General features: G+C 34.8%; 12 protein-coding genes. 4 read left to right on the plus strand and 8 right to left on the minus strand.

From position 1 onward, the window contains the following. Window positions 1-286: 286 nt before the first annotated feature. Together ACFSO7_RS16730 and ACFSO7_RS16735 are read right to left on the minus strand one after the other, a co-directional pair. The gene (locus ACFSO7_RS16730) at window positions 287-853 is read right to left on the minus strand and encodes a peroxiredoxin (protein ID WP_377878481.1); all 567 of its coding nucleotides are present in this window, start codon (window positions 851-853) and stop codon (window positions 287-289) included. A 96-nt stretch (window positions 854-949) separates the two neighbouring features. After that, complete coding sequence (locus ACFSO7_RS16735; RefSeq protein WP_377879453.1) at window positions 950-2,290, minus strand: Na+/H+ antiporter NhaC family protein; 1,341 nt, start codon at window positions 2,288-2,290, stop codon at window positions 950-952. 92 nt (window positions 2,291-2,382) lie between these two features. Here ACFSO7_RS16735 and ACFSO7_RS16740 point away from each other — a divergent pair, with 92 nt between their 5' ends. Beyond that, complete coding sequence (locus ACFSO7_RS16740; RefSeq protein ID WP_377878482.1) at window positions 2,383-3,162, plus strand: GNAT family N-acetyltransferase; 780 nt, start codon at window positions 2,383-2,385, stop codon at window positions 3,160-3,162. 86 nt (window positions 3,163-3,248) lie between these two features. Here ACFSO7_RS16740 and ACFSO7_RS16745 read toward each other — a convergent pair whose 3' ends face one another. The 3 genes from ACFSO7_RS16745 to ACFSO7_RS16755 form a co-directional block, all read right to left on the minus strand. Continuing rightward, a complete protein-coding gene (locus tag ACFSO7_RS16745; protein ID WP_377878483.1) occupies window positions 3,249-4,826 on the minus strand; it encodes a flagellar assembly protein A in 1,578 nt (525 codons plus the stop codon). A 211-nt stretch (window positions 4,827-5,037) separates the two neighbouring features. After that, on the minus strand, window positions 5,038-6,054 hold the full coding sequence (gene ltaE / locus ACFSO7_RS16750; protein WP_377878484.1) for a low-specificity L-threonine aldolase: 1,017 nt from the start codon (window positions 6,052-6,054) through the stop codon (window positions 5,038-5,040). Between the two features lie 83 nt (window positions 6,055-6,137). Beyond that, window positions 6,138-6,632: a hypothetical protein gene (locus ACFSO7_RS16755; RefSeq protein WP_377878485.1), complete on the minus strand. Its 495-nt coding sequence runs from the start codon at window positions 6,630-6,632 to the stop codon at window positions 6,138-6,140. A gap of 287 nt (window positions 6,633-6,919) precedes the next feature. Between ACFSO7_RS16755 and ACFSO7_RS16760 the strand changes: the two genes are divergently transcribed. The 3 genes from ACFSO7_RS16760 to ACFSO7_RS16770 all read left to right on the plus strand — a co-directional run bounded on the left by ACFSO7_RS16760 (window position 6,920) and on the right by ACFSO7_RS16770 (window position 9,578). Continuing rightward, on the plus strand, window positions 6,920-7,699 hold the full coding sequence (locus tag ACFSO7_RS16760) for a hypothetical protein (RefSeq protein ID WP_377878486.1): 780 nt from the start codon (window positions 6,920-6,922) through the stop codon (window positions 7,697-7,699). A 237-nt stretch (window positions 7,700-7,936) separates the two neighbouring features. Then, window positions 7,937-9,223, plus strand: a complete 1,287-nt coding sequence (locus tag ACFSO7_RS16765) for a NarK family nitrate/nitrite MFS transporter (RefSeq protein ID WP_377878487.1) — start codon at window positions 7,937-7,939, stop codon at window positions 9,221-9,223. Between the two features lie 169 nt (window positions 9,224-9,392). Then, window positions 9,393-9,578: a hypothetical protein gene (locus ACFSO7_RS16770; protein ID WP_377878488.1), complete on the plus strand. Its 186-nt coding sequence runs from the start codon at window positions 9,393-9,395 to the stop codon at window positions 9,576-9,578. A gap of 49 nt (window positions 9,579-9,627) precedes the next feature. Here ACFSO7_RS16770 and ACFSO7_RS16775 read toward each other — a convergent pair whose 3' ends face one another. The 3 genes from ACFSO7_RS16775 to fdhF form a co-directional block, all read right to left on the minus strand. Continuing rightward, window positions 9,628-10,698 carry a hypothetical protein gene (locus tag ACFSO7_RS16775; RefSeq protein WP_377878489.1) on the minus strand — a complete coding sequence of 357 codons (1,071 nt, stop codon included), beginning with the start codon at window positions 10,696-10,698 and terminating at the stop codon, window positions 9,628-9,630. Then, window positions 10,695-11,237 (minus strand): sigma-70 family RNA polymerase sigma factor, encoded by a 543-nt coding sequence (locus ACFSO7_RS16780; protein WP_377878490.1) that lies wholly within the window; start codon window positions 11,235-11,237, stop codon window positions 10,695-10,697. Before ACFSO7_RS16780 ends, ACFSO7_RS16775 begins: the two co-directional genes overlap by 4 nt. 136 nt (window positions 11,238-11,373) lie before the next feature. Beyond that, complete coding sequence (gene fdhF / locus ACFSO7_RS16785) at window positions 11,374-13,605, minus strand: formate dehydrogenase subunit alpha (RefSeq protein ID WP_377878491.1); 2,232 nt, start codon at window positions 13,603-13,605, stop codon at window positions 11,374-11,376. Window positions 13,606-13,608: the final 3 nt, after the last annotated feature.

Raw genomic sequence — 13,608 nt, forward strand, 5'->3', positions numbered from 1 at the left:
TAAAGTTTGGAAGGGAAAACCTTCTCTCTCATTAGGTTTACCTTTTACAGAAACCACATACTTGGCAAAATTATCGATTTCATTTTCCCTTGTTTATCTTTCGCATTCATGTTATATTATTAAAGCGATGAGCTGAATTGTGTAAGTCGAAGACACGTCGTAAGACAATGCACGATGTGGCGTGCAGTCTTCGCCTCAATACGCAAGCCCCCAATTTTTGGGGGCTTTTTTCATGAATAAAATAATTATTTAAAGGCTAATCTATTACTTAATCCCTTTTCATTCCCTATTGACCGGGAATCCAATTAGCTGGAACAGCTTCACCTGTTGTCTTCCCATACTGAATACCTTCTAATAGTCGTAGGATTTCATAAATATTTCTCCCTACCTCTGGTGGATTTACTAATTTTGCCGAAATCATTCCACTTGGATCAATAATAAATGTTGCTCTGAATGTAGCACCTGTATTTTCATTTAGTACCCGATATGATTTACTAATCAAATGTGTTCGGTCACTTACGAGCGGAAAAGGAAAATGGGTAAGAGGCTTTGACACTTCAGTAAAAACTTTGTGAGAATATACACTATCGGTACTAATTGCCAAAACCTCAGTATTTAATCTTTTAAAATCTTGATGAAGAGCAGCGACCGCTGCTAATTCAGTATGTCAAACGAAAGTAAAGTCACTTGGATAAAAAAATAATACGACCCACTTTTCACGAAAATCTTCTAAACGAATTTGCTCTATTTTTTTTTCAAGATTATTATATGACTGTGCGCTAAATAATGGCGCAGTATCATTTGGTTGCGCACAAAAAGGTTGTTTGTCATCTTTTATAAAGGAATGATCCATTATCCCACCTCCGATTCCTTTTGTTATTTAACGTATTCATAAACATTAAATTGGTTATAGAAAAATTAGGTGGAATCTCAATTAAATGGAATGGATTTAACGATTGAAAACGGCTCGCTTTTCTTTTTTATTTTTATAAACTGAAACAAAAATGGTTACTATCGGAAGTAGCCATAAAAAAATGGCATAAGGGATGTAATCGAAAATTGAAACTCCAACAATTGTGCTACACATGATTGTTAATATACTCCACGGAACAATACCTGGAAAAATCATCGTCGTATCCCCCATTACCCGAGCAAGCTCTGCATTACTATACTTAGAAGTCCAATGTGATAAAAAGGATCTCCCTGTTAAAATGATTGGTAAGGTTTGGTTTGCTGCGATAAGTGTAATGCCGAAAGAAGCTAACATTACCTTCGTTGTATCACTTACTAACGTTCGAGAGCTTTTAAGCCACTGATCTAAGATCGATTGAACTACCTTTAACTCTTCTAGTAACCCATTATATGCTCCGGCAAGACCAAGGAATAAAAGTAACAAATACATATTTGCTAAACCACCACCAAGCCCTTCAATCCCATACCACAGTGATAAAATTAGATTCTTTATTTCCACTCCATTAAGAATTGAAATGAGACTGGCAGAACTAATACTAACAATAAAGGAATGAAGGATTTTCAACCTAAAAAGAACCATAATGATTAAAATTGCTGGTGGGATCAATGTAAACAATGAAAAAGTAATTTTTCCGTTTGCTTCAATATAAGGACGATCATTAAGTAACTGATAATCAAAAAAACAATAAAAAATAACTCCGCTTATTACAGTAAGAAAAGTTGTGATCGCCATTGACCTGAATTGTTTTCTAACTGGTATTTCTAAAGTATGTGCTAGTAGCTGATGAGCACTAGAAAATGGAGATGTTCGGTCACCTACAAATGCACCAGAAATTAAGGCACCTGCGACCATTCCAGTTGGTAGATCTAAAGTGAGCGCAGAACCCATGATTGGAATACCTATCGCACTTAGCGTTCCAACCGAAGTACCTAAGATCATTGAAAAAAATAGCGCAATGATAAAAGTTAACGTGAAAAAATGTTCTGTCGTGATGAACTTTAAAGAGATAGAAACCATTTGATCAATCGTCCCTGATAGATACCATGAAGGCAATAAAAAGCCTACTAGAAACAATATCCAAATTACTCCACTTGTTCGTCTAACTCCATCTTTACAAATATTAAAAATCTGTTGGAGAGAGTATCCTCTCAATTGAGCAAGTACTATCAACACTAAAAACCCTGGTAAAAAGCCTATCACTAATGGTTTTTGAAAAGTAACGGCAAGTAAAACACCTGCTAAAGTGATTGTAAAAAGACCAATTATTTGTAAAATAGAAAACTTCAGAGTAGCCCCTCCCTCGGTGAAAATACTTATTTAGTGTACCATTTTTTTAGGTAAAAGCTTGTATCTATTAATCTAATTGTTTATTATATTCTGTAAAAACTTTTCTACTAGGGGGAAAAACAATGATTAGGAAATTATCTATGAACGATCATGAAAAAGTCATTGCATATTTAAGTGAAGAGCCATCCATTAATCTTTTTATTATCGGCGATATCGAAGCCTTTGGATATGATACAGACTTTCAAGAATTATGGGCTGAGTTCAATATAAATGGAGAAATAAAAGCCATTCTACTTCGTTTTTATAATTCGTTTATTCCTTACGCAAAAGGTGAATTTAATTTGGATGGACTTGTCCAAATTATTAAAAAACAAAGTGAGAGTATCACACTTTCAGGGAAAACTGAGGTTGTTGAGCAATTTGAAAATCAAGGACTACCTTTAGGAAAAAAACAGGCCACCTATTTTGCAGAATGCACAAATCTTACATTAACTGGAGGGAACCTGTTAGAAGTAAAACAAGCAATGTTGGAAGATATTGATCGAATCATGGAAATTAGAAATACAATAGAAGAGTTTACCCTTACTTCCGATTCGCGTAATATGCTACAAAAATCAATGGAATCAAATACTGCAAGAACATATTATACTGAAGAAAATGGTCTCATGACTGCTACTGTTTCCACGACTGCGGAAAATTCACTCTCAGCCATGATTGTTGGTGTTTGTACTCGAAAAGAGTATCGACGTCAGGGGCTTGCAACCGGAATAATGGAAAGACTTTTCCAAGAAGTGTTAAATGAAGGAAAAATTCTTTGTTTATTTTATGATAACCCAGAAGCTGGAAAGATATATAAAAGACTTGGATTTGTTGACATTGGAATGTGGACAATGTACAGATAAGAAGAAAAACTCCTGATTTAGATCCTGTAGCAAACCATTAATAATAGAAATACCCTCCAGGAAATCATCATTCCCCGAGGGTATTTCTATTCAAAAAGGAGATTATTTTGTAAAGAATAAAAAGTACCTTTAACCGAAGAATCTAGTCTTTTTTTTGAATGTTTAATCTGAACAAATGTCTCAGGAAAAGCGACTTGAACGATGGATACTTGTCCATCACCTTTCGTTTCTAGAAGATATTCAAGCGATTTTTTTCTTTCCTCATAAATGGAAATATCTAGAAGATACTGGTCAATGTGATTCTTAAATTCGTTTAAATTCTCTAATTGTTGTTCGTTCAACAGGTCGATATTCTTTTCAAGTATAACAATTTGAGATTTTAACTTTTCTATTAAAATAGCATGTTCTTCATACTTTTTCACAATTTCTTTAATTTCATTTAAAATCTTTCCTCTATTAATTCCTTCAACCTGTATAATCGTTTTTCTTTCAAAATGATTTCCAATCGTCCCTGCAATAACTCTCCCTTTTGCTTCAATCATTCCACCTATAATTTTACCCTTTGTAGGATGAGTAAAGATATTATTTGCTTTTAAGGTACTTCCAATTGAATAGATTCCGATATGAATACTTTCCCCTGCTTCAATCAAACATTCATTTGCATGCTTGACGAAAATATTTTTTCCGGCTTTTATCAAACTATCCCCCTTACCAAAAACGCCTCCTTTGATAAAAACATCGCCATGATAAGAGATAATTTTTTCCACACCACTGATTCCCATTTCACCTTGTATAGCTATATCCTTAGTAGCCACAACACTATATCCGTCTTGTACAATTCCTGTTATAGTAATGCTGCCATTAAAATCAATATTTCCTGTTGCAACACCAACATCCTCATTGATTAGTAAATGCTTTCCAACAGAAATTTTACATCCATTAATTTCTACCACACCATCGACAAGAGCCCGTAAAACTACTTTCCCATCTTCTTCGAGCTCTTCAACAGTTTTACGATCATAAAGAAGGTTTATATTTTTACCTTTCTTGGGAGGAATGATTTCACCTGTTATCGTTCTACCGGGAGTTCCGTCAGTTGGCAGTATTTTTTCACCAAGCCAATCACCTATTTTTACTTCATCGATAAAATTCATATCATAGAAATCCGCTTTCCCATCGGATTTTATCGTTGGTTTTCGATCAGCAAATTGATAATATTTTATCTTTGCATGATCACCATCAATTGGTTGAATTCCAGAAGCAACTAAAATATCTTTCTGAACATCTAATTGTTCATGGATCACTGTCGATAAAATTCCTTCTGAAATGCCACTCTGGTATAAAATATCAAGAATTTTTTTGATAAAGCTTTCCCGATTATTAATGAAATCTTCGATTGTACAATTTAATCGTATATTAGCTGACATTTTATCTGGAGAAATATTAAGATTGATAATTGGGCGTAACTCTCCTATTTGAACCCTTTTATTTTCCCCTAGTTCTAGTGCATCTTTTAAATTTGTAAACTTAGTAATTGTGATCCTTGGAAATAATCCTATAATTTTCTCAAAATCTTTTATTTTACAACCTGTTTTAGGAACAGTTAAGAAAACAGATTTATTCTCTTCTTCTATTAGAATATTCTCATCACTGTATATTTCCATATTCACCATTCCAAACAATGTAATATTTATCTTATTATACCTAAAAGGTTGTCATTGTTGGTAGAGTTATGCAAGAAAATTACGAATTATTCCATAATAATTGAACAAAAATTGAATAAAATCATTATTTATTTCCTAGGTAAGCGCATAATACGACAGAAAATGATTAAAAAAGGTAACCATCCATTTGGCTACCTTTCTCATCTATTTTTTACATCATTGAAATTGCCTTTAATGTTTGCTTTATATCATCAGTTGAGACATCATAATGTGTGACAAAACGGACTAGATTAGATCCGAACGTCCCAGAAAGAACACCCTTTTCTTTTAACTTATCGACAAACTCGGTTGAATTCAATTGGAAACCGCTAATGTCGACTACTACGATATTGGTGTCCACCTGATTAACCACTCTAAGACCTTTAATGTTCGCTAACCCTTCCGCTAATACTTTCGAATTAGCATGATCCTCTTCTAATCTCTCTCTCATCGAAGTTAAAGCAACAAGCCCAGGCGCGGCAATAATACCAGCCTGTCTCAAGCCTCCACCAAGCTTTTTTCTCCATTTTCTTGCGGCTTTAATAAATTCATTACTTCCTGCTAAAATAGAGCCCACAGGAGCACCCAGTCCTTTTGATAAACAAATCTGTACAGTATCACATAACTCTGTAAATCCAGTTACGTCCACTCGTGAGGAAACAGCAGCATTAAATAGACGTGCGCCATCCATATGTACAGGTATATGATTGTCCTTCGAGATACGATATATTTCTTTCATATTTTCTAGAGGCAGAACTGCACCTCCAGCACGATTATGGGAGTTTTCTAAACAAATTAATCCTGTTTCGGGAAAATGGACGTCAACCCCTCTTATCGCTTCTGCTATTAATGTCGGATCCATTGCCCCTCTTTCACCTTTGATTGTTCTCGTTTGAACACCAGCTAATGCAGATACTGCCCCCGATTCATAATAAAAGATGTGCGACTCCGCTTCTAAAATAATTTCATTTCCTGGTCGGCAATGGGTGAGAACGGCAATTTGATTTCCTTGAGTTCCGCTCGTTACAAAAAGGGCGGCTTCTTTTCCAAGTAATTCAGCTGCTGTTTCCTCCAATTTATTTACTGTTGGATCTTCCCCATAGACGTCATCGCCAACTTCCGCTAAATAAGCCGCTTTTCTCATTTCCTCTGTCGGTTTTGTTACTGTATCACTTCTTAGATCAATCATTATTAAAACTCCCCCCTTCATTAATTTGAATTTATCATGAAAAAACCCAAGATTCCACTTTCAAAATCTTGGGTTAATAAAGTTTATTGGAATAATCCTTTAAATGCAGGAGCAGATAATTCAACTTTTTCGAAAACACCAGTTACAGCATCAATATAAGATTGTTTAAGAGTATCTGCCTCTGTAAAATCTTCAGACTTAGCTTTTAGTAACTCAGCCTTCTTTGTATAATATTGTGTTAAATCTTGATTTGCCTTTTCTAAATCACTTGCATATTCTTTTAATGTATCTGGGATTTCAACTGCTGTAAGGTCAGTTGAGAAAGTATTTGCCACTTCTGTTGGATCAAGTTCTCCTCCAGCAATTCCATCTTCTGCACCACGAATGACCTTCGTTACAGCACCTTGATAAGTTAAAAGAGCAGATCGTAATTCTTTATTTTGATCTACTTTTTCTTTTTCAACAACCTCTGTTTTTTCTTCTTTACCTTTGTCTTCCGATTTACCACTATCACTTGAACAAGCAGTTAAGCCTAAAAGTAATAATGAAGATACCAATAATGTTCCTGTCTTTTTCATTTTGTTTCCTCCCCTTTATCTTCTCTTTAGAGAAAAAACCGACTGACTCCCTTTTATTTTTTTTACAGTCTTTCTAAACCTAAAGAGTGTGTCATTTTCCTGACAATTTATAATTTATCTATTATTGTAATTTTTTGCAAGTAAAAACTTTTAGAAATAGTTAGAAAATACTTGAAAATATTATATTTTTTAAACAATATGTTGCAAAAATCCAAATTTATTATCACCTATACCCCCTAATACTTCATACGATAGTAAAAAGGCAACACAAAGAAAGGGTGTAAATGATGTATAGAGATGAACGGAGTATTCGTTCAAAAGTCTTTACTCCTAAACAACCATTACCAAATCCAAACCAGCAAAGTTTTCGACTAAATTATCTTACAGAATTCTTATCACAACAGATTAATCAAAATGAAGCAATCAATGAATCGATCGATAAAGTACTTTCAACCGTCCATCAAACACAGCATACTCAGGAAGTAAAAATCGAACAAATATTAAAAGTGAATAAAGAACAAACAGAAATATCCACTCAATTTCTTGAAAAATTTGAAAACCAGGGAAAGACAACAGCTGATATTTCCAATTCCCTACAAGAATTACAAGATCAGAACAAACAATTAAGTGAAAATATTGGTAAAGAGCAATTAATCAATCAAGCGATATTGGATCAACTCAGTTTTCAAGATCAGCAACTTAAAAATACAAACTCCTTATTAACAAATTATGTGGATTTAGCAATGGAACTTACTACCCAATTACAATTGCAAGAAAAAATGGTACAGGAAATGGACCAAAAGCTACAACTTCATGATGTATACCATAACACGGTGATGGAGCGATTAGATAAGCAGGAAGCATTCAATGAAAAAATAATCCGTCAATTAGATTTCTTAAAGTCATTAGTTTTTGAAAGAGTAAATTTAGTTATCGAGAAGGTGGAAAACTCATATCAATCTACTACCGATTATCTAAATGGATTGGTCAGCAAAACGGGATTTATGAAACCTTTCCTTCTATCTAGTAGACCGAAAGAAAAAAGCGAAAAAAACAATAATGATTAATATGTACCTTTACCTCCTTTTTAGGAGGTATTTTTTATTTTTCTGTGTTTTACTTACTATTTTTTTACATTTTGATTGTGAAATTTTACAAATTTATGTCTTTCCTTCGGTGTTCACATTTCCTTCACCATTTTTGTGACGAACTTCACACTTTTAAAGAAGATAAATTTATATATTAGCAGTGTAAAGAAAATTAACAAATGAATGAATTTAGTATTATAAATGGAGGAAACCATCATGGCACGAATTAGTAATTGGAACCCCGAAGATGAAAAGTTTTGGAACTCTGAAGGTAAAAAGCATGCAAGAAGAAATCTCTGGATCTCTGTCCCGTCACTAATGCTTGCATTTATTGTCTGGCAAATTTGGTCAGTTGTAGCGATTCGATTAAATGATATTGGCTTTCAATTTACAGAGGAACAATTGTTTACTTTAGCAGCCATTCCTGGATTAGTTGGAGCAACTTTACGATTTGTCTATACATTTGGTGTAGGTAAATTTGGTGGGCGTAACTGGACAGTCTTTTCTACAGCGATTCTAGCTATTCCTGCAACTGGTATCGGGCTAGCTGTTCAAAATCCTGATACTCCATATTCAATTATGTTACTGCTTGCTGCACTTTGTGGTTTAGGTGGCGGAAACTTCTCATCTTCTGTTGCTAATATTAGCTTTTTCTTTCCGAAGAAGGAAAAAGGTACAGCTTTAGGGATTAATGGCGGTTTAGGTAATATGGGTGTATCTGTCGTCCAATTTGTAACCCCTTTAATTATTACTACTGGAACTTTTGCTTTTATTGGTGGAAAAGGTCAAGTTTTACCAGATGGTACACAAGTATGGTTGCAAAACGCTGCTTTCATTTGGGTTATACCTATTATTCTTTTATCTGTCATCGCACTATTTGGAATGGATAATCTACCAAACGCTACACAATCAGTTAAAGATCAATTTGTCATTGTTAAACGAAAACATACTTGGATCATGTCTGTACTTTATGTTGCAACTTTCGGATCATTTATCGGATATTCTGCCGCATTCCCGTTATTGTTAAAGTCACAGTTCCCTGAACATATTTCTCTAGCTTTTTTAGGAGCATTAGTTGCTGCTGCAGCAAGACCAGTTGGTGGATGGATTTCTGATAAAATCGGGGGCTCACGCGTTACGTTCTTTGTATTAATAGTAATGATTGCTGGAGCATCATCTGTTATATTCTTTATTAACCAGCACCAGTTCTCAGGTTTCTTACTTTCATTTTTAGTATTATTCCTAGCTGCTGGTATTGGTTCAGGATCTACATTCCAAATGATTCCAAATATCTTTATTGCAAAAGAAGCAGCACCCGTATTAGGTTTCACAGCTGCCTTTGCAGCATACGGATCATTCTTTATTCCAAAACTATTTGGATGGTCAGTTAAAACAACTGGTACCCCAGTTACAGCATTTTACTTCTTTATTGCGATTTATCTTGTTTCCATACTATTAAACTGGTTCTATTATCAAAGAAAGAATGCTGCAGTAAAGTGTTAATTCATTTATACTCCAAAAAGACCGGTCTTCCGGTCTTTTATTTTTTTAGCTAAAAAGTAGTAATTTATGATCATTTTTAATACTTATTGAATATTCTGTTTATTTTACTGTGCAATCTTCCCTTCTCTTCATATATTATTTATACAAGGAAAGAAGGGAGGGATACGTTATGCATCTTGTAGCGCTTTTCTTAGCTTGTATATTTTCTGGTTTTACTCTTACTAAATTACCAAATGTCTCATTTTTATCAGGTTTAGGTAATTTATTTGATATTATTGGCGTTTTAGCTATGATCATTTTTTCTCTTACTTTACTATATATGGGAGTCAAAGCTCTTTTTAAAGAGTTGAAATAAATAACGCTAAATGAAAACACACCCAATTTATCATTAGGTGTGTTTTCATTTAATCTAGAAATTGAAAGGATTCAAGAACAGCATTCGATTCTATTATTAACATATCAAGTGGATAAAATAATTCAGGAGCCTCAAAAGGATTTTCCTTGATAATTTTAGCAGCAAATATAGTGCCATCTTTCCTAGCTATTTCACCATATTCATTTTTTTCATTGCTACTGGATTGAATTTCCTCCCATTCCTGTGTAGAGAAAAACTTGATAGTTAAAAACTCCGTCGACTCAGCGCCTTCTTTTTGGAATATAAATTTCATTTCTTTATTTGATTCTGTTATTTCATATAAATTTTGCCATTTTTTTGGCAGATTAACTTCAAATCCATACTTTTGATTGTAATGTGGTGTAAACCCATATAGAAAAGGAGTATCTTCTATTAATCCACTATTTTTTTTCGTAAAACTAAAGCTTTCGATTACGGAAGGAATTTCTGTCATTAATTCCCCATAATTTTTAATGTCTTCTTCTAAAGATAATGCATTATCCAACGGTCGAAGGTGACGATAAACGTTCTCACCTAACACACCTATATCTTTTGAAGTATCCGGACCACCTTCATAGATGAATTTAAGGTGATCTTCCACTTTTTGAACCCCAATTGTAAATAGATCCTGTTGGTATCCATCTATTCCTGTATAAAAGAACCTAACCCCGTAATCTAATTTTTGGATACTTACTTTATTAAGCCAATTTTCAGGAAAAGACAATTTAAAGGAGTACGGTTTACTCTCATATTCATTTTTTGTTAAAAGGATTCCTTGTTCTTCTGATTCAACTGGTTTGTCAATTACTTTACCGTGTCCTGGCTCAAGCTTCGAAGGTTCATCCATATAATTAACGACTATTGAAACAATCAACGTCAACATACCACCATATGCAGCTGCTGTTAAAAATCCTCGAAATCGATGGTGATTTCGCTTTTTCGTAACTTTTTGGTTTCCATTCATGTCATTTTCTTTTATTTTTTGAAAAACAGCTTGGCGCATGGAAGCATCAAATTGAAAATCTTTAAAGGTGGTTTCTTTGATTTCAGATTTCATATTCTTTAATTGGTCTTCCATCATTCTAACCCCCCTTTCGTGATTTCTTTTTTCAACATTTCCTTCGCCCTTTTCAGACGCGATTTTAATGTATTGACGTTTTGATTTAATAATAGAGTCATGTCATTCAAACTCATTTCTTCAAAATAAAATAAATAGATGACTTCCCTATATTTTAAAGGTAATTTAAATATTAACTCCGCTAATTTAGCTTGCTCATCTTTTTTTATAACAAGCACTTCTGTGTCCTTTTCCCTTGATCCTACTGCTATATCGATGACATTACTTAGAATAGTACTACGATAGTTCCAACTTTTTAAATAGTCTTTGCAGCGATTAACAGTGATGCGGTAAAGCCATGTTTTAATAGACGATTGCCAATTAAATCCATCGAGATGGGTGTACGCACTCAAGAACACTTCTTGGGCTAAATCCTCTGCAATGGAACGATCTTTCACATAGGAATAGGCTAAATACAATACATCATTCCCATGCTCAACCATAATTTTTTCCAAAAATTCTTCCTTATCGATTTCTTGCGGTTTTATTATTGGAACGGTCATTTTCTCACCTTCACTCTTTTCATCTTTTATCATTACTACTTAGACGAAGCAAAAACGAAATTGGATGATATATTAATAAAAAAATCCAAAAAAAGTAGGACTTGTCATAATGAATGAGCAAGCCCTACTTGTTTAACTAATTAGCAATCGAAACCTTCACAGCACAAGCTTTAAATTCAGCAGTACCAGAAATGGGGTCAAATTCATTTAAAGTTAACACATTCGTTGGCACTTCTCTCCAGTGGAAACTCATAAAAACAAGACCTGGAACGACCTGTTCCGTCACCTTCGCTTTTACTCTTAACGATCCACGTCTAGACGTAACCTCAACTAAACTTCCATTTTCTATGCCTAAATTCAGGGCATCTTCAGGATGTATATCAATTGTTTCTTCTGTTTGTTTCACCTTTACACCAGGCGCATAGTACCTTGTTTGAAAATGAGTATTATAAGATTCATAACGTCTCCCCGTTGTCAAAACGAATGGGTACTCCTCATCTGGCATTTCAATCGGTTCGGTATAGGTTACCGGAACAAATTTAGATTTCCATCCAGATGGGTTATTTTCTTGGTGAAATTTCTCATGAAGAATAAGTGTTCCCGGATGATCTTCACTTGGACAAGGATAATGGATTGCATATTCCTTTTCCAAGCGAGCGTATGAGATTCCACCATACATTTCAGGTGCTAGTCTTCTTAATTCATTCCAAATTTCTTCACTATTTTCATAGCTTAATGGATATCCCATTCTAGTTGAAAGTTCACATAAGATTTCCCAATCCTCTTTCGTGTTGGGATGTGGTTCGACTGCTTTTCTAGCCCTTTGAATCCGTCGATCTGTATTTGTATAGGTTCCATCTACTTCGCCCCATGATTTTGCAGGTAAAACAACATCAGCAATTTCTGCTGTGTCTGTTAGAAAAATATCTTGAACGATTAACAACTCTAAATTTTCAAAGATCCTGCGGGTATGATTCATATTTACATCTGCAAGTAATGGATTTTCTCCGATACAATAAAGCGCTTTCACTTCACCCATTTCCATTTTCTCAAATGTTCGAGTTTGCGTGTCGCCTACTTTAGAAGGTATTTCAACTCCCCATTCGGCTTCAAATCGGCCTCGATAGTCATCATCCGTAATACTTTTCGCACCAGGCAGTTGATTTGGAAGACACCCCATATCACCCGCACCTTGAACATTATTTTGACCTCGAAGTGGCATGATACCAGTACCTTTTTTTCCAATATTTCCTGTTAATAAAGCTAAATTGGCAATATCAAAAACATTATTTACCCCACAATGATGTTCTGTTATTCCTAATGTATAAGCAATCATGGAATTACCTGAGGTGGCATATTCCCTTGCCGTTTCTATAATATCCTCTGGAGCTAACCCCGTAATCAACGAAGCAAAATCAGGAGTGTATTTTTCTACTTGCTTTTGTAGCGAATCAAAATCAACTGTGAATTGTTCGATAAAATTTTCGTTATATAATTTTTCTTTGATGATTACGTGAATCATGGCGTTAATAAGTGCGATATCTGATCCAACTTGAATTTGTAAATGGCGATGGGCCATTTTTGCCATATCAATTTTTCGGGGATCGATGACAATAACTTTTAATCCTGCTTTTGCCGCTTTTTTGATCCGATTCGCAATAATCGGGTGGGCTTCCGTTGTATTTGAACCCATCAATAGTAAAACTTTTGCCTCATAAAAATCATCCAATGTATTTGTAGGAAAGCCGCTTCCAAACATAGTTGCCAGACCGGCAACACTAGGAGCGTGTCACGTTCGATTACAACCATCAATATGATTATTTCCGATTACCGTTCTCATAAATTTCTGCGTAACATAGTTCGATTCATTCGTGCTCCTTGCACAAGCAAATAAAGAAATCGCGTCCGTTCCCCATTGAGTTTTAATATGAGTTAATTTTCCCACAATTAATTCATATGCTTCTTCCCAAGTCGCTTGTACGAGTTGTCCAGCTTTTCGAATAAGTGGATGAGTCAGTCTCTTTTCTGCATGAACATATTCGTAAGCAAATGCACCTTTCACACAAGTTTGTCCAGTATTTACTGGGGCATCTTTATCGCCACGGATTTTCGTTATTCGATTATTATTCACTTCAACGATAAGTCCACAACCTGTCCCGCAATACCCACAAACCGTTTTTACATGCTTTGTATTTTCCATTAGGTCCCCTCCCATAACAAAATGCGGAAGCGCCTTGATCAGCCCCGACAAGCAAATGCTTCGAAACCCGGAAAGTCGTTCTTTGACTTTTTGGGTTTCGAACATTTGACCTCGAGGGGCTAGGCGCTGGAGCTGGATTACGATAAACTTCTCCAGAGTTAACCACATCTT

The sequence above is a fragment of the Bacillus sp. CGMCC 1.16607 genome, from assembly GCF_042683745.1.
GTDB lineage: Bacteria > Bacillota > Bacilli > Bacillales > Cytobacillaceae > Pseudoneobacillus.